The following is a 20,638-nucleotide window of genomic DNA, read 5'->3' as shown; positions in this document are numbered from 1 at the left end:
TAGCGATGAAGATAGCCATGATCGGGACGGGTTATGTCGGGCTGGTGTCGGGGGTCTGTCTTGCCGATTTCGGGCATCAGATCGTTTGCATCGACAAGGACGAAGCCAAGCTCGCGCTGTTGCGCGACGGCAAGATCCCGATCTTTGAGCCGGGGCTTGACGCTTTGATGGCCGCCAATATGGCCGCGGGCCGCCTGTCGTTTACCAGCGATCTGCAACAGGCCATCACCGGCGCGCAGGCCGTTTTTATCGCCGTCGGCACGCCCAGCAGGCGCGGCGACGGGCATGCCGACCTTAGCTATGTCTTTGCCGCTGTGCGCGAACTGGCCGCAGTGCTGACAGATCATGTGGTGATCGTGACCAAATCGACCGTGCCTGTCGGCACCAGCCGCAAGGTGGCGGATCTGGTCAAGACGGTGAATCCGGCGCTGGATTTCGACGTGGTCTCGAACCCCGAATTCCTGCGCGAAGGTGCGGCGATTGACGATTTCATGCATCCCGACCGCATTGTCGTCGGTGTGCAGACCGACCGCGCCGCTGCGGTCATGCAGGCGATCTATCGCCCGTTGACCGACCGGGGCTTTCCGATGCTGGTCGCCAATCTCGAAACTGCCGAAATGGTCAAATACGCGGCCAATGCCTTTCTGGCGACCAAGGTGACTTTCATCAATGAAATGGCGTTGCTGTGCGAAAGAACCGATGCCGATGTCAACGCGGTCGCCAATGGCATGGGGTTTGACCAGCGGATCGGACCAAAGTTTCTGCAGGCCGGTCCGGGCTATGGCGGGTCCTGTTTTCCCAAGGATACCCGCGCGCTGGCGCGGATCGGGCAGGATTATGCCGCCCCTTTGCAGATCGTGGAAACCGTCATCAAGGTCAATGAAGAGGTCAAGCGCGTCATGATCGACAAGATCATCGACCTTTGCGATGGCCATGTGCGCAAAAAGACGATTGCCGTGCTGGGTCTGACCTTCAAGCCCGGCACGGATGATATGCGCGATGCGCCCTCGCTGACGATCGTGCCGGCGCTGGTGGGGCAAGGGGCCGATGTGCGCGTCGTGGACCCGCAAGGTTTTCGCGAGGCCGAAGAATTGCTGCCCGGTGTCACATGGTATGATGATGCTTATGCGGCCGTGCAGGGTGCCGATCTGGTGGTGATCCTGACTGAATGGGATGATTTCCGCAGGCTCGACCTTGCCCGCCTGTCAGGCAGCATGGCTTCGCCGCGGATGGCGGACCTGCGCAATGTCTATGATTGCGATGATGCCTTGGCGGCCGGGTTCACCTATTACACGGGCGTTGGCCGCAAAAGCGTGATGCCCCCGGCCTGACCTGCTGTCAGTCTGGCTGGACGCCCAGCGCGGCAAGTGCGGTGCGCAGATCGGGCCATGCGCTGTCGGGCATCGGCAGGATCGGACGTGGCGGCAGGGCCTGCGTCAACCCCAGCAAATGCGCGATGGCATAGGCCACGCGCAGGCTGCCATGCGCCCGAAACAGCGTCCAAAGCGGGGCGAATTGCGCATTCAGTTCCGCCGTGCGCACCGTGTCCCCTGCGAGCGCCGCCTGCGTCAGCCGCAGCGCCGGTTCCGGCAGAATGCCACCCACAACGCTGTACCATGTCTGCGCGCCTGCCAGCAGCGCCTCGGCGCAGCCCCAATCGCCGCTATAGCCGATGATGAAACCGTCGGGCAGGTGGGTTTTCAGTGCCGCGAAATCATCTGCGACATTGCCTTGCGCAGGCAGTGGCATCTTGATGGCGGTGATTGTCGGGATCGCGGCCAGCCGCACCAGCAGGTCGGTGCCAAAGGTGAAATGCGTCGTGCCGGGGTTGTTATAGATGCTCAGCGGCAGATCGGTCGCCGCAGCGACCGCCAGATAATGCTGATAGGCCTCTTCCTGCGTCAGCGGCGTATAGGATACCGGTGCCATCAGCAGAGCATCCGCACCCGCCTTGGCCGCATCCTGCGCCAGCGCCACGGCGGCATCGGTGCGCAGGGCACCCACACTGACGATCAGGGGCATTTCGCCCGCCAGCGTTTCAGCGGCGATAGTGACCGCGTCCCGCCGCGCGTTGCGGTCCAGATAGGCATAGGTGCCGGTGCTGCCCAAAAGACCGACCGAATTGACCTTTGCCGCCTTGAGCCGCAGCAAAAGCCGCGCAAGATCATCCGCGAGGATCGTCCCATCCGGCGTTGCGGGGGTGATCGGAAAGGCGGACAGGCCGTGGAACAGGGTCATGATGCGATCCTTAAAGTGGTCCGGTCTGGAACAGCCAGACCTTTAGCCCGCCATGCGGGACGGGCGCGCCTTTGGGTTTGAATGGCAGTGCGGTCGCATTGGCAAGGGCTGCGTCGCTGGTCACGATGCCCACGCGCCAACCTGCGAAATCGGCCTTCAGCCTTTGCCCCAGCCTGGCATAAAGCCCGAACAGCAGTTTGGGATTGCCGATCCGGTCGCCGTAAGGCGGGTTGCAGATCACCAGACCGGGCGGGCCATCGGGCCGTGTCAGCGCATCGACGGGCAAAGTGTCGAATGTGGTCAGGCCCGCCACACCCGCGCGGTCGGCGTTTTCGCGGCTCATCCGGATCGCGCCCGCATCACGGTCGCTGCCGTAAAAGCGCAGGTCCGTTGGTGTCGGCTGATGCTGGCGCAGCGCGTCCCATGCGGCGGCATCAAAGCTGGCCAGCTGTTCAAAGGCAAAGCTGCGGCTGCGCCCGGGGCAAAGCCCGGCCGCGATTTCCGCCGCCTCGATAACAAATGTGCCAGAGCCGCACATCGGGTCCAGCACGGGTTCCGTCCCTTGATAGCCGCAGTCGCGCAGGAACAGCGACGCCAGCGTTTCGCGCATGGGGGCTTTGCCGACGCCTTGCTTGTGCCCGCGTTTGTGCAGGCTTTCGCCGGATGTATCGACGCTGATCGTCACGCGGTTGTCGTCGATCCGCAATTTCAGGACCAATGCCGCCTCGGCGCTGATCTGATAGCCGTTCGCCTTTAACGCGGTCTCGATCCGCTGGGTGGCGGCCCCGGCGTGATAGATCTTGGATTTGCGGTTGGTCGTGACCTCGACCCTGACCGGCACATCGGGGCGCAGCACCTCTGCCCAGGGGAATTTATGCGCGCGTTTGTCCAGCTGTGCCAGATGGAACGCCATGAAACTGCCGATCCGGACCAGCACGCGGGTCGCACCGCGCAGCACCAGATTGGCGCGCCAGACATCGGACCAGCCGCCTGTCATGGTCACACCGCCTTGGGTCAGCTCACCGGCAAAGCCCGCGGCCTGCGCCTCGGCCAGCAGGGCGGGTTCGAATCCGGGGGTTGCGGTCAGAAAGATCTCGAATCTCTGTGTCATCCTGCCCGCTTAGGGCCTTTGGGGTGAACAGGCAAATATCAAACTAACCCCCAAGGCGGGCCGATTCCGGTTTCGGCTGCGGTGCGGCGATGCCTTCCAGCGCCTTGAGCGGGCGGCGCACGGCCTCTTTCAAGCCGGGCCGTGTCGGGGCGGCGGATTGTTTTGTGACCTCGACCATCAGCACACCGCCTGCCGCGATCACCGGGATCTTGTGGCCGACCCGTTCGAACATGCCTGCCGATCTGCGCCAGAACCGGCTGCGTGATGGCGGCTGGAACAGGGTGGACAAGGTGCGTTCGGTGACGAACCTGTGTTTGCGCAATTGCGCATCCAGCTGCGTCAGCGAATAAGGACGGCCAAAGCCAAAGGGGGTCTTGTCGGTCCGCGACCACAGTCCCGCGCGATTGGGCACCACAACGACCGCCCGCCCGCCGGGGCCCAGCACGCGCCACATCTCATCCAGCAGCGCCGTCGGGTGTTCTGATGTTTCCAGCCCATGCATCACGACCAGCTTGTCGATATGCCCCGTCTCGATCGGCCAGAGCGTGTCTTCGCATAAAACGCTGACATTGCGGCCTTCGGGAGGCCAGGGCATCACGCCTTGCGGCCCCGGCATCAAGCCGATCACGCGGCGCGCATCCTTGAGATAGGGGCGCAATAACGGGACGGCGAAACCGAAACCCGCCACAACCTGCCCTTTCGCTTCGGGCCAGAGCGTGACAAGCTCGTCACGGATCACCTGTTGCGCCGCGCGGCCCAACGCGCTGCGATAGTAAAAATTTCGCAGGTCCAGCACATCAAGGTGCATTGCGGTTCAGACCTCCTTGGATGACACTTTGTGAACAATATCAAGGAAAGGACGGTTTGCCATGACAAACACCGCATCCCCCGTCGAACTGGTCACCGTGGCCTGCCTGCGCGACAATTATGCCTTTGTGCTGCACAATGCCGCAACAGGGCAGACCGCCCTGATCGACGCGCCCGAGGCATCCCCGATCAAGGCCGCGCTTGCGCAGCGGGGCTGGCGGCTGACTGACATCCTGCTGACGCATCACCACGACGACCATGTCGGCGGGCTGGCAAGCCTGCGCGGCGACGCAAGGGTGATCGGTGCCGCGGCAGATGCGCACCGGCTGCCCCCGCTGGATCTGGCCGTTGCAGAAGGCGACATGTTGCAGATCTGCGGGCAGACCACCCATGTGATCGACGTGCCGGGGCATACAATCGGGCATATCGCCTTTCACATGCCGGATGCTGGGCCGGATGCTGGGCCGGATGCTGGGCTGGTCTTTACCGGTGACAGCCTGATGGCGCTGGGCTGCGGGCGGTTGTTCGAGGGCACGGCTGCGCAGATGTGGGACAGCTTGCTGAAATTGCGGGCGCTGCCAGCGCAAACCACGGTCTGTTCGGGGCATGAATATACGGAATCGAACGCGCGCTTCGCGGTCTCCCTTGACCCCGACAATGCAGAGCTTAGGTTACGGGTTAGGGCGATTGAAACGGCACGTGCGGCAGGCAAGCCGACAGTGCCATCCGGGCTTGACGAAGAACGGCGCACCAATCCGTTTCTGCGCGCCGACGATGCGGGCCTGAGGGCCCATCTGGGCATGCAGAACCAGCCCGACGCAGAGGTGTTTGCGCAGATCCGCGCAAGCAAGGACAGATTTTAACCACGAACAGACCGGTGCTTGACGAAAACCGGGCCTTGTTTCGATCTTCACGCGATTTGTGAAGCGCAGAATAAAAAAAGTCCTTGAAGGTTGGGAAAGAAAACCAAACTTTAAGAGTTAGAGGCCAAGGTGGGATCAGCGCATGCTGGCCGACCCCGATGTGAAGGAGCACAGACGTGCCATCATTTTCAACGACACTCGAGCAGTCGATTCACGGTGCGCTGGCGCTGGCCAACGAACGCAAGCACGAATTGGCCACGCTGGAACACCTGCTGCTGGCCCTGATCGACGAACCGGACGCCGCGCGCGTGATGCGCGCCTGTTCGGTCGATCTGGATGACCTGCGCAAGGATCTGGAAGATTTCATCGATGATGACCTGTCCACGCTGGTCACCGATGTCGAAGGCTCTGAAGCCGTGCCAACGGCGGCTTTCCAGCGCGTGATCCAGCGCGCGGCAATCCATGTGCAATCCTCTGGCCGGTCCGAAGTGACCGGCGCGAATGTGCTGGTCGCGATCTTTGCCGAACGCGAAAGCAATGCCGCCTATTTCCTGCAAGAACAGGATATGACCCGCTATGACGCGGTCAATTTCATCGCCCATGGTGTGGCCAAGGATCCCGCTTTCGGGGAAACCCGTCCTGTCACAGGTGCGGCCGATGAAACGGAACAGACCATCGGCGCCGACCCCGAAAAAGAAAGCGCGCTGGCGAAATATTGCGTTGATCTGAACGCCAAGTCGAAAAAGGGCGATGTCGATCCGCTGATCGGCCGCGCGCATGAGGTGGAACGCTGCATCCAGGTTCTGTGCCGCCGCCGCAAGAACAACCCGCTTTTGGTGGGCGATCCCGGCGTGGGCAAGACCGCGATTGCCGAAGGGCTGGCCTATAAGATCGTCAACAAAGAAGTGCCCGATGTCCTGGCCGGTGCGACGATCTATTCGCTGGATATGGGGGCCTTGCTGGCGGGCACGCGGTATCGCGGCGATTTCGAAGAACGGCTGAAAGCCGTGATGACCGAAATGGAAAACCACAAGGATGCGGTGTTGTTCATCGACGAAATCCACACGGTGATCGGCGCGGGCGCCACATCGGGCGGGGCGATGGATGCGTCCAACCTGCTGAAACCTGCCTTGCAGGGCGGCAAGCTGCGCTGCATGGGGTCCACGACCTACAAGGAATTCCGCCAGCATTTCGAAAAGGACCGCGCCTTGTCGCGCCGGTTCCAGAAGATCGACGTGAACGAACCTTCGGTGCCGGATTCGATCAAGATCCTGATGGGGCTGAAACCCTATTTCGAAGAGCATCACCACATCAAATACACCTCTGAGGCGATCAAGACCGCCGTCGAATTGTCGGCGCGCTATATCAATGACCGCAAATTGCCCGACAAGGCGATTGACGTGATCGACGAGGCGGGTGCCGCGCAGCATCTGGTCGCCGAAAGCAAGCGGCGCAAGACCATCGGCACCAAAGAGATCGAGGCTGTCGTGGCGAAAATTGCCCGCATCCCGCCCAAAAACGTGTCCAAGGACGATGCAGAGGTGCTGAAGGATCTTGAAAAGACCCTCAAGCGCGTGGTGTTCGGCCAGGACAAGGCGATCGAGGCGCTCTCTTCTGCGATCAAACTGGCGCGGGCCGGTCTGCGCGAACCCGAAAAGCCGATTGGCAATTACCTGTTCGCGGGCCCCACCGGTGTGGGCAAGACCGAGGTCGCAAAACAGCTGGCCGATACGCTGGGTGTGGAATTGCTGCGCTTTGACATGTCCGAATATATGGAAAAGCACGCGGTTTCGCGGCTGATTGGCGCGCCTCCGGGGTATGTCGGGTTTGATCAGGGCGGTATGCTGACCGATGGCGTCGACCAGAACCCGCATTGCGTGTTGCTGCTGGATGAAATGGAAAAGGCGCATCCGGATGTCTATAACATCCTGTTGCAGGTCATGGACCATGGCAAGCTGACCGATCACAATGGCCGCACGACGGATTTCCGCAATGTGATTCTGATCATGACATCGAATGCCGGCGCGGCCGAGATGTCCAAGAATGCGCTGGGTTTCGGCCGCGAGGCCCGGACAGGCGAAGACACCGCCGCGATCGAACGGATCTTCACGCCGGAATTCCGCAACCGTCTGGATGCGATCATCAGCTTTGGCGCTTTGCCCAAAGATGTGATCATGCAGGTCGTCGAAAAGTTCGTCCTCCAGCTCGAGGCCCAGCTGATCGACCGCAACGTGCATATCGAACTGACGCAAGCTGCCGCTGAATGGCTGGCCGACAAGGGCTATGATGCCAATATGGGCGCGCGTCCGCTGGGGCGTGTGATCCAGGAACACATCAAGAAACCTCTGGCCGAGGAATTGCTGTTCGGCACTTTGGTGAAAGGCGGCATCGTCAAGGTTGGCGTCAAGAACGGCGAATTGGACCTGACCTTCGAAGCCCCGCAGCAAGGCCGCATCACCGGCGGCAACAAACCACCGCTGCTGACGGCGGAGTGATCCATCCACCCGGTCCCGCGGATCACAGCGGGGCCGGGTATTTTACGGTTTTCACCGACGATCTGGCCAGAGCCAGCGCTTTTGCAACCATCTTTGCCACGTCGTGCAGGATGTGCGGCTCTGCCATGTTATCCCGACGGCACTTTGCCCCGCTGGAATCGCCCTTGGCCAGCGCCGTGCCGGTCAACCGCGCGATGGGTATCTCTGCATTAAATATATGGAAAGTTGGTTCCGGTCAGCCCGCGCGAAAGCAGCATTTGCCTGGAAACCAGCCCACGCCAAGCGCGACATGCCTATCGCGCATAGCAGACAACAAAACCTGAAGGAGAATGGTGCCCAGGAGAGAGGCATCCCGAGATCAGAAAATCAATAACTTGTGCGAGCGGTGCGGGCAAAAGTCCCCATTGATCTTAAAAGAGAATTTTCAGGCCCGCCCGAACCCCCTTGAAGCCAGAAGTTGGCCCGTTGGACAGCCTGAAAACGAAAAGAGCGCCGGGCGTGCAGGCCCGAGCGCTCTTGAAATGTCTCTCGACAGCTCCGTGGAAGGAACACCGTACGATAACGCATCGGTACACCTCGGAACAACTGAAAACGTAATCGACGCGCGGCTTGACGAAATGATCGCAATCTCCGACGCGACAGGCGCGACCCTCGACGCAGTTGTCGCCCAGCTTGGGGGTGCACCCGAGGATGTGTGGAGGTTCTTCGTCAACACACTCGCCGCAATCGTCGGCGACGAGGTCGCTTGATCCATGGCCTTGGACAATCAAACCTGCCATCGCGCGGCCGCGATCCGCACCTTCATGGCAGGTCCAGACGGCCTCTTGCGCCGCTACCGACCGAGCACGCACTTGCCCGATCGTCTTCGGACGGCCGAGGCAGAGGACCTTATCTCCGATCTGGACGACGCCCTCCCGAATGACGTTGCGCCTGAGGAGCTCGACGCCATTCTCGAAGGCACCCGTCGCGCCCTTCGCCGCGCGTGGGGTGGGCCGTGGTGGCCCACCTCCACCATGCTGAGGGACGCCGCCCAGCAGGCCACACAGGCCGCTCAGCGAAGCCGGAAGATGCCAGATAACGATGAGGCGATCCTCGGCTGGCTCGCGGATTGGTGGCGACGGCACGGCAGATGTGCGCCGGGGCTTGGCACACCCGAACGCACTGCTCGCCTGATCCGTATGGGCATCCTGACGGCACGACAGGCCCGTGTGGCGGCCTTCCCCTTGACTGACCGGGACGAAGCCGCAGCCCGACATCAACCGCCCTGCGCCGCTGAGGTTGAGATCGAACGTAGGTTCCGCGCCCGCCTTGGCCGTCGTGCGGTGGGAGGTTCGTCATGACCGCCATCTTCGGCCATCACGCGCCGGTCTACGCCGACGCTGGCCTGCCCACCTTTCCGGTCGATACCCGGGCCAAGAAGCCGCGCGTGAAGCGGTGGCAGGAAACCACACTGCGCCACAGTCGAGCATGGGCGCGATCAACTGAGTTGGGCGCGGCCGACGGGCTCGGGCTGCTCATGGGCAAGCGCTCGGGCATCGTCGAGATCGACGTCGATGCCGTCGGTACGGCATGGGTCGGGGCTGCCCTCGACCATTTCGGCGACACGCCGGTGGTGATCCAGACAGCCAGCCGTAAGCACAAACTCTGGTACACACATAATCGGGAGGGGCGGCACATCCGCCCCTTCAACGATTGGCCAATCGACGTTTTGGGCGAAGGCTTCTCGATCTGCCCGCCAAGCGCGCGGGACGATCTGGAGACGGCCTACCGCTTCCTGCACGGATCGCTGGCGGACTTGGACGGCCTCCCGACGATACGAGAGGGCGCCTTCGACCTGCGCCCTACTCGCGCCGCCGAGGGCGTCCTGCCCGGGATGCGGAACAACGCGGCATGGCGCTACGCAATGGCGATGGCGCGGCACTGCGATGACGTAGAGCAACTTTTCGACGACGTTGTCACATGGGCGACCGCGATGCCCGACCCGCTGCCCCTATCTGAACTCGAGAAGTGCGCGCGCAGCGCTTGGCGATACGAGGCGACAGGCCGAAACTTCCTCGGCCTTCGGAAGCCACAATTTTCTCTGGAGGACGTTTTGATGGACCAACTGCTAGACCAACCTGAGGCTTTCGTCTTGTACCAGATTTTTCGTCGCTGGCATGGCAATCGACAACATTTTGCCATCGCCCCGCGTGCAATGAGTGAGGCCGGATCGCCGCCTTGGTCTCGACGCAGGATCGCGATGGCACGTGACGTACTTATCGAGCGAAAGCTGATCGAAGAGGTGCGTTCACCTAGCAAAGAAAAGCGTCAAGCGGGGCTTTATCGGCTATCCGATAGACTGCCCACTTCTGGGCACAATCACTATACACCCGCTCCCCCCACCCAAAGACCGGGGGGGCATTGAGATGAAGACCTTCAAGTTCAATTTGAAAAGAAAACACTCCCTCACTCCTGCCGTATCCACAGGTGCGGCGTTGGTGATCTGTGCGGAGGTCTGTGTATGAGCAAAAATCACACCGACAACTCGTTGAAAAACGTGATGCAACCGGTCCCGAGCGCCATCGACGGGATTGACCGCCCACGGGCATTCGGGCCGCCTGTGCCGTTTGAACAGGTCTTGAAACAGATCGACGATCCCGTTCCTGAAACATCACTGGGGCTCGAGGCAATGCGCAGCCTATGGGAGGCAGCGGAATGGCTTGCGATGGCGCCCTACCCGAAAGCGCGGGCCATTGGCCGTGACCTTGCCCAGTGGGTCACGGATGGCGAAGGTGTTTCGCTGCAAAAGTGGCTGGGCCTTTCCGAGGGAGGGAGAGCGTCGGCGCGGGATGCGCACCGGATCGCGGAGCGGAATGCGGCGCTGCGCTACGTCGCGCGGCTTCCGCCATACGTCGACCTTTCGGCGACCGCAGCAGGACGCCTAATCGTCACCCGATGGACCCGATGGGGGGCAGCGCGTCACGAGCGGGACGCAGAGGGCCAAACCTTCGCCCTCCTCGATCGCGCAGGGCACAAAGTTTTACATGCCGAAACGATCCGCAAAATCATAACTCGTGAGGAGTGAAACGGGGCACAGCGTTTTGGGGCGGTCGAAATGCTGTGCCGACTTGGGCATCTTTGGCGAAACAGGAGAAATCTCATGCACTTCAACAGCCTCAACCGCCTTCGCCATTTAGGCGAGATCGCCACCTCCCGCCACCTTGCGACCCGCGAGCTTGCCGACCGCCTGCGCACTGTCCGCGACGAGCGCCACCGCGCTGCGGAGCGGGTGGAAAGGCTGACAACGGGTCGCGACTACAGCGACCGTGGTGGTGTGGAGGCGGAAGTGAAGCGCCTTGAGGCCCGCATCGCCGACCTCGACGAGACCATTACCGACCTCGAAGACCGGCGGCAAAACGCCAGCGCGGGCTTCCAAGCCGCCAAGACCCTCGAAACCCGCTGCCGCGAATTCGCCCGTGAGCATGGTCTCCCGGTGCCGGAGGAGGTGATTGGCGACGCGGAAGGATATGCCGGCGCGCGGATGCCGGGCGGTCTTGGAATGATCCAGCAAGGGGGCGCGGCATGAACATCATTGGCGACATTGGCAAACTGCTGGCCGGGCAGAAGAAGGCCACGGCTGCCATCAGCGACGGCCTTGCAGAGCTCAGGATGCGCCGCTTGCGCCTGCTCGACGAGCGCGACGAGCTTGCGTCGCGGCCGGTGCCCAAGGACGAAGCCCTCGCCGCACTCGACCGCGACATTGACGAGCTAATCGCGATTGCCATGCGGGAAACGAATGTCCGCAGCCTGACCCGGGCGGAGGCTCCCGCTTGGACCATTCCGCAGAACGGCGTCTTGATGGGCCTGTTGATCGGCGCCAGCCGCGCAACCTTCCGCGACCAGCTCGCCGCGATGCTGGAACCCGCATATTCGAACGAGGCGAAACCGATCTCGGCCGAAGAGCGTGAAGCCGCCCTCCACCGCATCGACGAGGATCTTCTCGACCTCGAGTTGGCAGAAGAGGCTGCGATCCGCTCCGCCGAAGCCGTCGGACTGCATGTTCAGCGTCGCGCCGACGCTGATCCTCGCGCCGTCCTCGCAGGCGACGACGCGCTGAGCTGATGAATTACGCGCGCACCTCTCATGGCGGTGTGCGCGTTGGTCGGGGCGATCTCTCTCCCGCACCCGGCTGGGCGCTCGCGTTGGTGAGCCGCGAGCGCCACCTTATCCCCAAGGGGGGAAATGCCCAAGGATCGACGGGCGCACCCACGCCCTCGGCGGCGCGTTCGCCGAGGGCAAATTGAGAGGAGAATGTATGCAGAAAGTTCAGCACCTCACTCTATCGCAGGCCGCGCGGCTGCTCGGCGTCAGCATTCGACAAATTGGAAAATTGAGAGAGATGGGCTTCATCGAGACGGACGGGCCCGGACGGTATCCGCTCATTTCCGTCATCCGCGGTGCCATTAATTACTATGAAATTAAAGCTGACGAGGCTCTGGAACAAGCGCGCGGGAATGCCGCCACGCGGGCGCGGACGCGAGAGACGGAGCTCCGGATCAAGCGGAAAATGGACGAACTGATCGAGGTCCATGTGCCGGGAGAGGTCATGGACGAATTCGGTGTGATGGTTGTGGAGGAAATGCGCAAAATACCCTCGAATGTTTATCCGGACGATCCCGATAACCACGCCAACCTGAGTGCGATGATCGAAAAGTCGCTTGCCAGAATGGAAAAACAGACCGAGGCCGCCAAGGCTCGGCTCGCCAAGGGAGAAATAAATGACGCGATACATCGCAGACCATCCTGACATGATCGCCGCCCGCGCCAACGCGGAAATTCGCGCGAAAGGGATCACCGATCTGAGGTTTGACACGCCTGTCTTCCAGTCACGTCGCACTGCCTCCGAGGCGGTCCCATCGGCGCCACAGGCAACGCCCACGCCCGCTGCAGGCCCAACCCCCGCAGAGGCCCTCCGCACCCGGCTCGGGGCCGTGCTGCGCAACCCAACGGCACGAGGCAAGACTGAGGCCGCCTTTTCACTCGCGCTTCGGACCGACATGACCGCAATGCAGATCAATGGACTACTGCGCGACTTGCCTGCAGGAGCCGACTTGGGCTTGCCGCCCAGGGCGATTGCAGATGCCGCCGCAAAGGCCGAGGCAGACCGCATCCGGCAGATCGTGACTGCAGACGCTGCAGCTGATCATGTTGAACAAGCGCTCGTTCTCGCGCTGGAAACCGACACACCCGTCGCGGCCGCGCTGGCCATCCTGAAAGCTCTACCACCACGAATGAGGATAGCCTCCATTGAGGAACGGCTCGCAGGCGAGGCTGAGTTCGGGCCATGTGACATTTCAATGGAAGAAGCAACCGGTGCCCGCAGCGGCGCAACCGGTTGGGCGAAAGCTGTTCAGGAAGCAAACTCACGCTTCGAGGCCGCCGCGCCTGCTACGCTGAAAGACGAACACAAACTGTCCGAAGGGGGCACACAATGACGCTGCGCATCCGAACCCCGCAACAAATGGAATTGGCGCGCACGATCGCTGACGCCTTTGCCGCAGCACCGCGCCACGGTCGCTGGTATTCCGAACAGCGCGGCCCGCTCGGCTGGTCACCGCAGCTGACCGACGATCCGCCCCACAACGCAGCAGAGACCGACGCCGAGCAGGTTGTGAGAAGAATGTGTGGCGCGAGGGTACGCTTACGCAACGTCCGCCTCGTCCCCGACGCGGTGCGCTGCATGGGCATCGACGTAATCCGCGCGGCCCTGTTCGCTGAAACTTAAAGGTTCGGCGGGTGCTGCGCCTTGCGCAAAACTCGCCAGTTTCAAACACTGCTACTGCCACGGCATTTCTACAACCACTGGCAGACGTCCACGGTTGTAAATTGCAACAGCCCCTGTGGTGAAACGCAACAGGCCCATGTTGTCAAACGCCACATCTCCCTAGTGGAAATTTCCTACCCCCCTAGTGGAGAAACGCCACCTCCCCTAGTGGAAATTTCCCACCCCCATAACCTTGGAAATAATAACCTTGGAAATGAACAGGAAGTACATGGCGACCGCGATGCGGCCGCCCCGACCTTACTGAGTGTTCCAATCAGTTGTCTATTGGTGCTTCGCTCTGGTAGTCGGAGATCAGAGGTGCCGCGATGCAGTTTCGATCGAGAATTGAGTGGGCTCAAGCTGCCGCGCAGGAAACGCATGAGCTGCAGAAACGTGTGATAGGTCTCCGGACCTCAGGTAAAGTCGCACCCGCCGACCTTGCGCCCATGATCCAGCTATCTGTCGAGCTTCACCAGTGGTCCCGCGCGATCCTGACCGACGTGCAGGCCGCTGAGCTTGTTGCTGAAAACGTCGCTCTGAAGGCGCAGGTGAAGCGGCTGCATAAGCGGATACGCGAAGCCCCCTCGGAATGATCGAACCGCGCCGCTGAGCCCCATCGCCACAGGGCCGCACAGTGCACCGCTGGTGCGCCTGTCCCGGGAGCGCACCACAACAGAGCGGGCGCACCGCCTTGCGCACAGGGGGGGGCCGCAGGGCGCCCCCAGACCCCCACCCCTTGGGTCCCCTCCGGGAGACCCCCCGCTCGCGGGGCCGCCGCCGCGCCACCTCCGCGCGTTTTTTTCGATTTGAAAAACCGAATGCAATGCAAAGTGCATAGGCGCACAGGGCCGCCGCGTGTCTGCGGCGGTGCCCTGAAGCCGACCTTCACGCTATACCACGCTTTCCAGCAGCGCGATTTCGTCAGGTGTCAGGTCGAACAGGCCGTACACGATACTGTCGATCTGGGCTTCGGCCTGAGCGATTTCGGCGGTGAGGCGGACGATCTCGGCGCGGTCACGGGTAATCCAGTCTTCCCAGTCGGAGCGTTCGCCCAATGGAATATCGGTCTTGAACGCTTTGTTCACCTCGGCCCGGAAGGTGGCGAAGTCCGGCAGGGTCCACCATTCCTTGAGCTTGGTGGTGAGCTTTGGCTCGCGGTCTGGCGGACAGAGGTCGGGGATACGGCGGGTGAGAGCGGTTTGGAGTTTGAGGCAGGTTTTTGCCGACTTGTGGGCACTGTCAGATAGCCTTGTAAGCTCCTCTTTCTGTTCCTCCGACCATTCAGGGACAGGCATTTCTTTGAGAAGATCGGAAAAGAAACGAACGAACCCGCCCCTTATTTGTGCGCTTACATTTAGATAGGTGAACCAGAACAGTTTTGAATTTAAATAAGATGCAAGGTGGTGATCATCACTGGAGATAAAATAGCCTGTGTTTGCCATAACGGAACCGGCATAATCGACATGGAATGGTGCGCGGTCAGCCATATCTTTGTAGGCGATTTTAGGCTTGTCAAAGGCATCATAATAGGCGCAAGCTCTTAGTTCCCACCAAAAATCGCCCTTGTCGGTCCGCTTGCGCGCGCGTTCTGCAAATGGATAAAGCCAATAGGCCAAAGCTGGATAGTCGGAACGGAAGGCTTCCCATGCTCTGTCTTCATCGGTTTCCGCATAGGTGCGTGTCGTCCATCCTTTTTCGATCTTGATCAGCCAGAGCCCGCGCGGCTCTGCGCGCCATCGTTTCAGGTCCTTGCCCTCTAGGAAGGGCTTGAGTAATTCGGCAGAGCACGGGTCATCGGCACAGATCCGCTCTTTCGTGGGCGTGTCGATCACAAAGGCGGCGTTAAGGCCGGTCACGATACCGCGCAGTGGCGATCCATAAACCTCTTTGAGCGTCTTTTTGCCCGCACGGATTTTCTCGCGCAGGGAGCGCAGGACGGGATTTTCCAGCTCCCATGATCCAGCCCGAAGGGCTGTTTGTGGATAAGGCGCTTGCGCACTTTCCCATCGGGCTTGGAAGTTGGCGTCGGTCAGCGCGTCAACCTTCCAGAAGCGCAGCTCGTGATCTATTGCCGCGGCCCCACGCTTCATTGTCAGGATCGCCGGATAGGTGGTAACTCCATCAAATATTTGTAGGTCGCCAAAATCAACTACGCTTTCGATGGTGGCTTCTTTCAACAGATATTCACGCAGCGGCTTGCCCGAGCCGGTCTTGAAAAAGGTGCTGGAGGAGATGTAGCCCAAACGCCCACCCGGTTTCACAAGGCGCAGGCCGCGCTCGAAGAAGTAGGTGAATAGGTCGCCAACGCCATGATACACCTCGAAGCGGCTTTGCAGATAGGGTTTGAGGCCAGAAAACATTTCCTGTCGCACATAAGGTGGATTGCCAAGAACCACGTCGAACCCACCTTCGGCAAAGACGCTGGGAAAGGCGGTTTCCCAAGTGAAAGCGTGATCGAGATAGGCGAAGTTGCTGTCCTCGATCAGGCTATCACCCACGCGCAGGTTGCCAGACAGGCTGTCCAGAACCTTGCCGCGACGGGCGGTCTTGATCCAAAGCGACAGCTTGGCGATCTCAACGCTTTCCGAGTTCACATCCACCCCGAAAAGGTTGTTCGTCAGGATTTCACTGTCAGGATCGAGCATGTCCTGAATGTGTTGATCTTTGCCTCGCAGCTCGGCAATCTTGTCGTTCACGCGCGACAGTTCGGCCTTCAGGAAATCGAAGGACATGATGAGGAACACGCCCGATCCGCAGGCGGGATCGACAATGCGCAACGATTTCAGCCGGTCTCGGTAGGCTTGCCACGCTTCCAGCTCGGCCGATTTTCTGCGCCACTGTATGGCGGCATAGTCAGACAGATCGGCCCCGGCCTTGGCATGAGCTCGCAGAATACCGTTGAAGGCTTCTTCGAGGTGCGCGCCCAGAGTTTCAGCCACGATGAAGCGGGCAATGTAGTCGGGGGTGTAGACCACCCCGTCACGCTTGCGTCGCCCGCTGGTACCGGTGGCTTTGGTTTCTTCTGTTTCCTCCCCCCGCGCCTGCGCCTGAAGGCGCTCAACGTCAGCGATGGATTGTTCGAAGATGTGGCCCAGCACAGTGACAGAGACTTCGGACGCGAAGTCATACTCGCCAATCTTTTTGAACCCCTCGCACACATCATCGGGCAGGGTCAGGGCGTTGATCGTGTCGTCTTGCCGGAACAGGCCCCCGTTGTAGCGGGGGATTTTTAGAGCATCACTGCCCTTGTCGATGGCGTTGAACAGGCCTCGGAAATTGTCCCAGACCGGGCGGGGGTTGTAGGGGTCGCGGGTAACAAAGGCTTGTGACAGGGTATTGTCGGGCAGCAGGCCGGTATCTTCGGCGAAGGCGATGAACAGCACCCGATCGAGGATCTTCTGTGCGACGGCGATCGCATCGAGGGGCGCGATCGAGGTATCGGCCTTCTGGACAGCGCTCATGAGATTTAGGCGCAGGTCTTTGTAATCCCGATACAGGCTGTCGGTGATGTCCTTGTCTTCGCGGCGGCTATCTTTCAGCAGATCAGCCGTGCGGCCAGACAGCAGGTTTTCCGCTGATAGGAGCAGCATGAAGCGCGCGTATTCTTTCGGGTCTGTCAACTGATCGAGGCGGAACATCTCGTAGGCTGAGGTGCCCTCCCCGAAACCGTAGAGGCGCAGCTCTATCATGTTCGAGACAAGCACCCATTTTACACCCCGCGCGTTCATGGCGTATTCCCACGCCTGCTGAACAGGGGTCTTGTTCCGCCCGGGCATGATGGCGTCCAAGTCTTTCGTTTTTGCGCCTTTCAACTCGAACGGAGCGAGGATTTCCGGGACCTTGCCACCGAACCGGCCAAGGGCCAGATCGACACTGCCCTGCAAAATTCCCTGTTCGGCTGAGACAGTGTAATCTGTCCCTCCCACAGGCCCGTGATAGCCGAGTACCCCTTCGATTATCTTCACCGCGAATTGCCCATGCAGGGCGGTTTCCTTAAGAGCATAAACGCGGCCCGAGCGGATCATATCAGCCCATTCGTTCAGCGTGGCCAAGTGATCGGCGGGGATCGTCGCAGGCTGAATATTCCGACTGAGCGTCTTTCGGTTAAAAAGCATCGTTGTGATATTCCCGTCCTATTTCCCAAGACACTAGGCAGCAATCTTGGAGGGCGAAAGTCTTATCGTCGTCGATCTATGCTCGTGGATTGTTCGACAGGGCTGGCAAATCAGGCTCCGCAGCACCAGCGCTTGCTCTTGATCGCGGGTCGGCACCGACTTGCCGCTGCAATCAAGCTGAAATGGGAGAGCATCGACGCGCTACAGATGCCTGCGGTCGACGGTGACGACGGCCGCGAGGCGGATGGTCGCCTGACGGAAATCGCGGAGAACCTGCACCGCCGGGAGATCAGCCATATCGAACGCGCCGGGCTGGTGGCCGAGTGGGTCAGGATCACAGGGGAGCGAATTTCTGGCCAAGTTGGCCATAAAATAGGTCGCGGTCGTCCGGGTACGGATCACGACCGATGGGAAACCGGCGCAAGTTGCGCCAGTTTCAGACGATCCGGTCGGCAGTAGGTTTCTGCGCAAGTTGCGCAAAAACCCCAAGGAGTTCGGGCAGGTCCGGATCTTAAGGAGCGGCAGGTGGCCCAAGTTGGGCCACCTGTCTTACAGGATGGCAGGGGATGCCAAAGTTGGGCACCTAAACCTGCGCAACTTGCGCACGTTTCAGACGATCCGGCAGGCGGGAGGTTTCGGCCAAGTTGGCCATAACCCAATGCGCTTGGGCCGGGCAGGATCACAGGGGAGCAGCATGGGCTGGATGCGCAAGTTGCGCAACCTTTGGGCGCAAGCCTTAGTGGCCCAACTTGGGCCACTAGAGGACACAACAAGGGCGAGCATCAATCGGCGCAAGTTGCGCCAATTGAAAGCAACCGCGCAGGGCTCGTCGCGGAAGGGTCGGGATCAAAGGGAAGCGGAAACTGGCCCAAGACGGGCCGGTTTCTGAACGTGGCATCGTCGAGGGCCGAGGCAATAAGGGCGGCACCCGCGAGGCCGCCCGCAATCTGGGCATGACGCGCCAGACGGTCGAGCGGTCCCTCAAGGTCGCGGCGCTGTCGCCGGAGGCCAAGGAGGCCCTCGACGCGGGTTACCAGTCCGACACCCCGCCATCATCCTCACGATCGTGGTCAACCTTGCCCGCCGCACCCGCCATCGCGGTGTCCGATGCGCCCTTGTAGACGATCCGCACCCCTTTGACCGACTTCGCGCCACAGGCCGCGCACCGAGCCTTGTCCACCACGTCACCGACATTGGCGCTATGCCCGATCCGCCCGATCGCGCTTAAGACCGAAACCTCAGCGCCACGCCCGCAGGCGCATTCGAGGTAAAGATGATGCGACCGGATCGTCGCCAGCAGGGTCGGGCGTTTCATGCAGGCCTTGCACGCTCCGTCAGGTTCGGAAATGGGCCAACAGCAACGCTAGATCAAACTCAGTCTGCGCACCCTCTTCACCAGCTAAATCGGGGTTTTTCTTAAGTTGCGCGATTACCTCGTCGCACTTGGATTTGAGTGCTTGAAGGTCAGCCTCAGCGCCGCCAGCCTCCTTCATCTGCCGTTGCAAATCGGCCAAAAGGACGATCACATCCAGCACGACCTCGCGCTGGTTCGGAGCGGGATACGCCGCTTCAAGGGCCTCGACGATCTCAGCGTTGACTGACTTCTCGCCAGCGGCAGCCTTCACGCGCTCATAGAGCGGCGTCGGTATGCGCACGGTGTATCGAGTATATCCATCGTCTCTAGCCATGCGATCTTTTCACGGTAGTCGTGAAAAATGTCAATGTTCTACTTGACCACGAATTTCGTGAACGGCATGTTGCAAGGGCAACCACGAAATTCGTGAAAGGAGCACCGCAATGAAAGAAGAACTTGTTCGAATGACGGTCCCGATGCCGCTGAGCCTCGCAGACCACCTCCGGGACTTAGCCAACCGGAATGACCGCCCGCTTAGCCGCCAGATCATCCGCACCCTAAAAGACGGTTCCGGCTGGTCGCCCGACGAGCTCGAAAGCCAGAAAGAGGCTTCGTGATGCCGAGGACCGCAGCCAAGTTCCGGCAGGCCGACGTTGCCCGGGCAATCCGGGCCGTCGAGCAGACCGGCGCCGCAATGGAGGTCGTCCTCGAACGGGATGGTCGCATCCGCCTCACCCGCGCCACAGGCGCACCGATGATCTTTCACGATCCCCGCGCCGAGCTGGCCGAGGACGCGATTGAGATCGAGCTCTGACGATGGGCAAGAATATCCCGCCCTATGTGTCACGGGAACGAACCCGGCACGGCCGCGTCAACTGGTATTTCCGACGCGACCACGGAAAACGCATCCGCCTCCCGGACCTGCTCGATCCGGGCTTCGACGCGGCCTACATGGACGCGCTGAAAGGGGTCGAGCCTGCGCCGCGCTACCGGCAGGCCGACCCGAAGTCGCTCGAATGGCTGATCGACCGCTACCGGCGATCCACCGCCTTCGCCGACCTCGCCAAGGCCACCCAGAAGCAGCGCAACAACATCCTGAAGCACGTCATCGAGAGCGCGGGAGCTGCGCCCTACGCGGCGGTCACCAAGGCGACGATCGCAAAGGGGGTCGAGAAGCGGGCAAAGACACCGGCGCAGGCCGAAAACTTCAGGAAGGCCATGAGCGGCTTGTTCAACTGGGCGGTCGAAATGGACTTCGTGACTGAGAACCCGACGCTAGGGGTGAAGACGCCCAAGACCGGCAAGGGCGGCGGCTTCGCGGTCTGGACCGACGAGGACGTCGAGCGCTACCACGCCCGATGGCCTCACGGTACGAAGGAGCGGGTCTGGATCGACGTGTTGCTCTACACGGGCCTGCGCCGTGGCGATGCGGTTCAGATTGGCCGCCAGCACATCCGCGAAGGTTGGGCGACGTTGAAGACCGAGAAGACCGGCACCGAAGTGACGATCCCGATCTTGGCGCCCCTCAAGGCGAGCCTCGACGCAGGGCCGACAGGCGACATGCACTTCATCGTCGGGGCCTCGGGCAAGCCGCTGACCAAGGAGAGCTTCGGCAACATGTTCCGTGATGCCTGCCGCGAGGCGGGGGTCGAGAAGTCGGCGCATGGGCTGAGGAAGATCGCCGCCACGCGGGCCGCAGAGGCCGGGGCTACGGTGAATGAGCTGGAAGCGATGTTCGGATGGGAGGGCGGCAAAATGGCCATTCACTACACGAAGTCGGCCAACCGAAAGAAGCTCGCGATCAGGGGGTGGAGCCGATGAAAATCCAACCCCCTCGGCCCGCACCCGAAAT

Annotated in this window: 23 protein-coding genes; 17 read left to right on the top strand and 6 right to left on the bottom strand. The window is 61.2% G+C overall.

Annotated features, from left to right (window positions below):
• The first annotated feature begins 5 nt into the window (after positions 1 to 5).
• A complete protein-coding gene (locus LOKVESSMR4R_RS16880; RefSeq protein ID WP_087211041.1) occupies positions 6 to 1,331 on the top strand; it encodes a UDP-glucose dehydrogenase family protein in 1,326 nt (441 codons plus the stop codon).
• Positions 1,332 to 1,338: 7 nt separating this feature from the next.
• Here LOKVESSMR4R_RS16880 and LOKVESSMR4R_RS16875 read toward each other — a convergent pair whose 3' ends face one another.
• From LOKVESSMR4R_RS16875 to LOKVESSMR4R_RS16865, 3 genes are read right to left on the bottom strand one after another with little or no spacing between them, the layout of a single operon-like run.
• Positions 1,339 to 2,238, bottom strand: coding sequence for a dihydrodipicolinate synthase family protein (locus tag LOKVESSMR4R_RS16875; RefSeq protein WP_087211038.1), 900 nt, complete (start codon positions 2,236 to 2,238; stop codon positions 1,339 to 1,341).
• A gap of 10 nt (positions 2,239 to 2,248) precedes the next feature.
• Positions 2,249 to 3,349 carry a THUMP domain-containing class I SAM-dependent RNA methyltransferase gene (locus tag LOKVESSMR4R_RS16870; RefSeq protein WP_087211035.1) on the bottom strand — a complete coding sequence of 367 codons (1,101 nt, stop codon included), beginning with the start codon at positions 3,347 to 3,349 and terminating at the stop codon, positions 2,249 to 2,251.
• Positions 3,350 to 3,392: 43 nt separating this feature from the next.
• Entirely contained in the window at positions 3,393 to 4,157 is a 765-nt protein-coding gene (locus LOKVESSMR4R_RS16865; RefSeq protein WP_087211030.1) for a class I SAM-dependent methyltransferase, read from the bottom strand.
• 61 nt (positions 4,158 to 4,218) lie between these two features.
• Here LOKVESSMR4R_RS16865 and gloB point away from each other — a divergent pair, with 61 nt between their 5' ends.
• The 12 genes from gloB to LOKVESSMR4R_RS16805 all read left to right on the top strand — a co-directional run bounded on the left by gloB (position 4,219) and on the right by LOKVESSMR4R_RS16805 (position 13,910).
• Positions 4,219 to 5,019, top strand: coding sequence for a hydroxyacylglutathione hydrolase (gloB, locus tag LOKVESSMR4R_RS16860; protein WP_087211027.1), 801 nt, complete (start codon positions 4,219 to 4,221; stop codon positions 5,017 to 5,019).
• Between the two features lie 176 nt (positions 5,020 to 5,195).
• Entirely contained in the window at positions 5,196 to 7,514 is a 2,319-nt protein-coding gene (gene clpA / locus LOKVESSMR4R_RS16855; RefSeq protein ID WP_087211024.1) for an ATP-dependent Clp protease ATP-binding subunit ClpA, read from the top strand.
• A 404-nt stretch (positions 7,515 to 7,918) separates the two neighbouring features.
• Complete coding sequence (locus LOKVESSMR4R_RS16850; protein WP_157898260.1) at positions 7,919 to 8,263, top strand: hypothetical protein; 345 nt, start codon at positions 7,919 to 7,921, stop codon at positions 8,261 to 8,263.
• Between the two features lie 318 nt (positions 8,264 to 8,581).
• Positions 8,582 to 8,854, top strand: a complete 273-nt coding sequence (locus LOKVESSMR4R_RS20310) for a hypothetical protein (RefSeq protein WP_157898259.1) — start codon at positions 8,582 to 8,584, stop codon at positions 8,852 to 8,854.
• Entirely contained in the window at positions 8,851 to 9,918 is a 1,068-nt protein-coding gene (locus LOKVESSMR4R_RS16840; RefSeq protein ID WP_087211012.1) for a bifunctional DNA primase/polymerase, read from the top strand. The genes LOKVESSMR4R_RS20310 and LOKVESSMR4R_RS16840 overlap by 4 nt, the downstream gene beginning before the upstream one ends.
• Before the next feature lie 96 nt (positions 9,919 to 10,014).
• A complete protein-coding gene (locus LOKVESSMR4R_RS16835) occupies positions 10,015 to 10,578 on the top strand; it encodes a hypothetical protein (protein WP_087211008.1) in 564 nt (187 codons plus the stop codon).
• A 75-nt stretch (positions 10,579 to 10,653) separates the two neighbouring features.
• Positions 10,654 to 11,079 carry a hypothetical protein gene (locus tag LOKVESSMR4R_RS16830; protein WP_087211005.1) on the top strand — a complete coding sequence of 142 codons (426 nt, stop codon included), beginning with the start codon at positions 10,654 to 10,656 and terminating at the stop codon, positions 11,077 to 11,079.
• The gene (locus tag LOKVESSMR4R_RS16825) at positions 11,076 to 11,615 is read left to right on the top strand and encodes a hypothetical protein (protein WP_087211002.1); all 540 of its coding nucleotides are present in this window, start codon (positions 11,076 to 11,078) and stop codon (positions 11,613 to 11,615) included. The genes LOKVESSMR4R_RS16830 and LOKVESSMR4R_RS16825 overlap by 4 nt, the downstream gene beginning before the upstream one ends.
• Before the next feature lie 193 nt (positions 11,616 to 11,808).
• Positions 11,809 to 12,300 carry a hypothetical protein gene (locus LOKVESSMR4R_RS16820; RefSeq protein WP_087210999.1) on the top strand — a complete coding sequence of 164 codons (492 nt, stop codon included), beginning with the start codon at positions 11,809 to 11,811 and terminating at the stop codon, positions 12,298 to 12,300.
• A complete protein-coding gene (locus tag LOKVESSMR4R_RS16815; protein WP_157898258.1) occupies positions 12,272 to 12,988 on the top strand; it encodes a hypothetical protein in 717 nt (238 codons plus the stop codon). Before LOKVESSMR4R_RS16820 ends, LOKVESSMR4R_RS16815 begins: the two co-directional genes overlap by 29 nt.
• Positions 12,985 to 13,278 (top strand): hypothetical protein, encoded by a 294-nt coding sequence (locus LOKVESSMR4R_RS16810; protein WP_087210993.1) that lies wholly within the window; start codon positions 12,985 to 12,987, stop codon positions 13,276 to 13,278. The genes LOKVESSMR4R_RS16815 and LOKVESSMR4R_RS16810 overlap by 4 nt, the downstream gene beginning before the upstream one ends.
• Positions 13,279 to 13,643: 365 nt before the next feature.
• Positions 13,644 to 13,910 (top strand): hypothetical protein, encoded by a 267-nt coding sequence (locus tag LOKVESSMR4R_RS16805; RefSeq protein ID WP_087210990.1) that lies wholly within the window; start codon positions 13,644 to 13,646, stop codon positions 13,908 to 13,910.
• Between the two features lie 297 nt (positions 13,911 to 14,207).
• Here LOKVESSMR4R_RS16805 and LOKVESSMR4R_RS16800 read toward each other — a convergent pair whose 3' ends face one another.
• A complete protein-coding gene (locus tag LOKVESSMR4R_RS16800; protein WP_087210986.1) occupies positions 14,208 to 17,432 on the bottom strand; it encodes an Eco57I restriction-modification methylase domain-containing protein in 3,225 nt (1,074 codons plus the stop codon).
• A gap of 132 nt (positions 17,433 to 17,564) precedes the next feature.
• On the opposite strand from LOKVESSMR4R_RS16800, the gene LOKVESSMR4R_RS16795 reads away from it, so the two are divergent.
• Complete coding sequence (locus tag LOKVESSMR4R_RS16795; RefSeq protein ID WP_157898257.1) at positions 17,565 to 17,891, top strand: hypothetical protein; 327 nt, start codon at positions 17,565 to 17,567, stop codon at positions 17,889 to 17,891.
• Between the two features lie 571 nt (positions 17,892 to 18,462).
• Here LOKVESSMR4R_RS16795 and LOKVESSMR4R_RS16785 read toward each other — a convergent pair.
• Both LOKVESSMR4R_RS16785 and LOKVESSMR4R_RS16780 read right to left on the bottom strand, forming a co-directional pair.
• Positions 18,463 to 18,747, bottom strand: a complete 285-nt coding sequence (locus LOKVESSMR4R_RS16785) for a hypothetical protein (RefSeq protein WP_087210974.1) — start codon at positions 18,745 to 18,747, stop codon at positions 18,463 to 18,465.
• Positions 18,748 to 18,766: 19 nt separating this feature from the next.
• On the bottom strand, positions 18,767 to 19,120 hold the full coding sequence (locus tag LOKVESSMR4R_RS16780) for a hypothetical protein (RefSeq protein ID WP_087210971.1): 354 nt from the start codon (positions 19,118 to 19,120) through the stop codon (positions 18,767 to 18,769).
• Positions 19,121 to 19,229: 109 nt separating this feature from the next.
• On the opposite strand from LOKVESSMR4R_RS16780, the gene LOKVESSMR4R_RS20305 reads away from it, so the two are divergent.
• From LOKVESSMR4R_RS20305 to LOKVESSMR4R_RS16770, 3 genes are read left to right on the top strand one after another with little or no spacing between them, the layout of a single operon-like run.
• Positions 19,230 to 19,403 carry a hypothetical protein gene (locus tag LOKVESSMR4R_RS20305; RefSeq protein WP_157898256.1) on the top strand — a complete coding sequence of 58 codons (174 nt, stop codon included), beginning with the start codon at positions 19,230 to 19,232 and terminating at the stop codon, positions 19,401 to 19,403.
• Entirely contained in the window at positions 19,403 to 19,600 is a 198-nt protein-coding gene (locus tag LOKVESSMR4R_RS16775; RefSeq protein ID WP_087210968.1) for a hypothetical protein, read from the top strand. Before LOKVESSMR4R_RS20305 ends, LOKVESSMR4R_RS16775 begins: the two co-directional genes overlap by 1 nt.
• Positions 19,601 to 19,602: 2 nt before the next feature.
• On the top strand, positions 19,603 to 20,607 hold the full coding sequence (locus LOKVESSMR4R_RS16770) for a tyrosine-type recombinase/integrase (RefSeq protein ID WP_087210964.1): 1,005 nt from the start codon (positions 19,603 to 19,605) through the stop codon (positions 20,605 to 20,607).
• Positions 20,608 to 20,638 lie beyond the last annotated feature (31 nt).

Origin of the sequence: Yoonia vestfoldensis, assembly GCF_002158905.1 — a bacterium.
Taxonomy (GTDB): domain Bacteria; phylum Pseudomonadota; class Alphaproteobacteria; order Rhodobacterales; family Rhodobacteraceae; genus Yoonia; species Yoonia vestfoldensis_B.
This window is presented reverse-complemented; position numbering and strand designations above follow the sequence as displayed.

Coding starts and splice junctions, on each gene's coding strand:
- LOKVESSMR4R_RS16870 (WP_087211035.1), bottom strand. CDS start 3,349: ATGACACAGAGATTCGAGATCTTTCTGACCGCAACCCCCGGATTCGAA.
- LOKVESSMR4R_RS16775 (WP_087210968.1), top strand. CDS start 19,403: ATGCCGAGGACCGCAGCCAAGTTCCGGCAGGCCGACGTTGCCCGGGCA.
- LOKVESSMR4R_RS16785 (WP_087210974.1), bottom strand. CDS start 18,747: ATGAAACGCCCGACCCTGCTGGCGACGATCCGGTCGCATCATCTTTAC.
- LOKVESSMR4R_RS16805 (WP_087210990.1), top strand. CDS start 13,644: ATGCAGTTTCGATCGAGAATTGAGTGGGCTCAAGCTGCCGCGCAGGAA.
- LOKVESSMR4R_RS16875 (WP_087211038.1), bottom strand. CDS start 2,238: ATGACCCTGTTCCACGGCCTGTCCGCCTTTCCGATCACCCCCGCAACG.
- LOKVESSMR4R_RS16835 (WP_087211008.1), top strand. CDS start 10,015: ATGAGCAAAAATCACACCGACAACTCGTTGAAAAACGTGATGCAACCG.
- LOKVESSMR4R_RS16840 (WP_087211012.1), top strand. CDS start 8,851: ATGACCGCCATCTTCGGCCATCACGCGCCGGTCTACGCCGACGCTGGC.
- LOKVESSMR4R_RS16800 (WP_087210986.1), bottom strand. CDS start 17,432: ATGCTTTTTAACCGAAAGACGCTCAGTCGGAATATTCAGCCTGCGACG.
- LOKVESSMR4R_RS16815 (WP_157898258.1), top strand. CDS start 12,272: ATGACGCGATACATCGCAGACCATCCTGACATGATCGCCGCCCGCGCC.
- LOKVESSMR4R_RS16865 (WP_087211030.1), bottom strand. CDS start 4,157: ATGCACCTTGATGTGCTGGACCTGCGAAATTTTTACTATCGCAGCGCG.
- LOKVESSMR4R_RS16830 (WP_087211005.1), top strand. CDS start 10,654: ATGCACTTCAACAGCCTCAACCGCCTTCGCCATTTAGGCGAGATCGCC.
- LOKVESSMR4R_RS16880 (WP_087211041.1), top strand. CDS start 6: ATGAAGATAGCCATGATCGGGACGGGTTATGTCGGGCTGGTGTCGGGG.
- gloB (WP_087211027.1), top strand. CDS start 4,219: ATGACAAACACCGCATCCCCCGTCGAACTGGTCACCGTGGCCTGCCTG.
- LOKVESSMR4R_RS20310 (WP_157898259.1), top strand. CDS start 8,582: ATGCCAGATAACGATGAGGCGATCCTCGGCTGGCTCGCGGATTGGTGG.
- LOKVESSMR4R_RS16810 (WP_087210993.1), top strand. CDS start 12,985: ATGACGCTGCGCATCCGAACCCCGCAACAAATGGAATTGGCGCGCACG.
- LOKVESSMR4R_RS20305 (WP_157898256.1), top strand. CDS start 19,230: ATGAAAGAAGAACTTGTTCGAATGACGGTCCCGATGCCGCTGAGCCTC.
- LOKVESSMR4R_RS16770 (WP_087210964.1), top strand. CDS start 19,603: ATGGGCAAGAATATCCCGCCCTATGTGTCACGGGAACGAACCCGGCAC.
- LOKVESSMR4R_RS16825 (WP_087211002.1), top strand. CDS start 11,076: ATGAACATCATTGGCGACATTGGCAAACTGCTGGCCGGGCAGAAGAAG.
- LOKVESSMR4R_RS16780 (WP_087210971.1), bottom strand. CDS start 19,120: ATGGCTAGAGACGATGGATATACTCGATACACCGTGCGCATACCGACG.
- LOKVESSMR4R_RS16820 (WP_087210999.1), top strand. CDS start 11,809: ATGCAGAAAGTTCAGCACCTCACTCTATCGCAGGCCGCGCGGCTGCTC.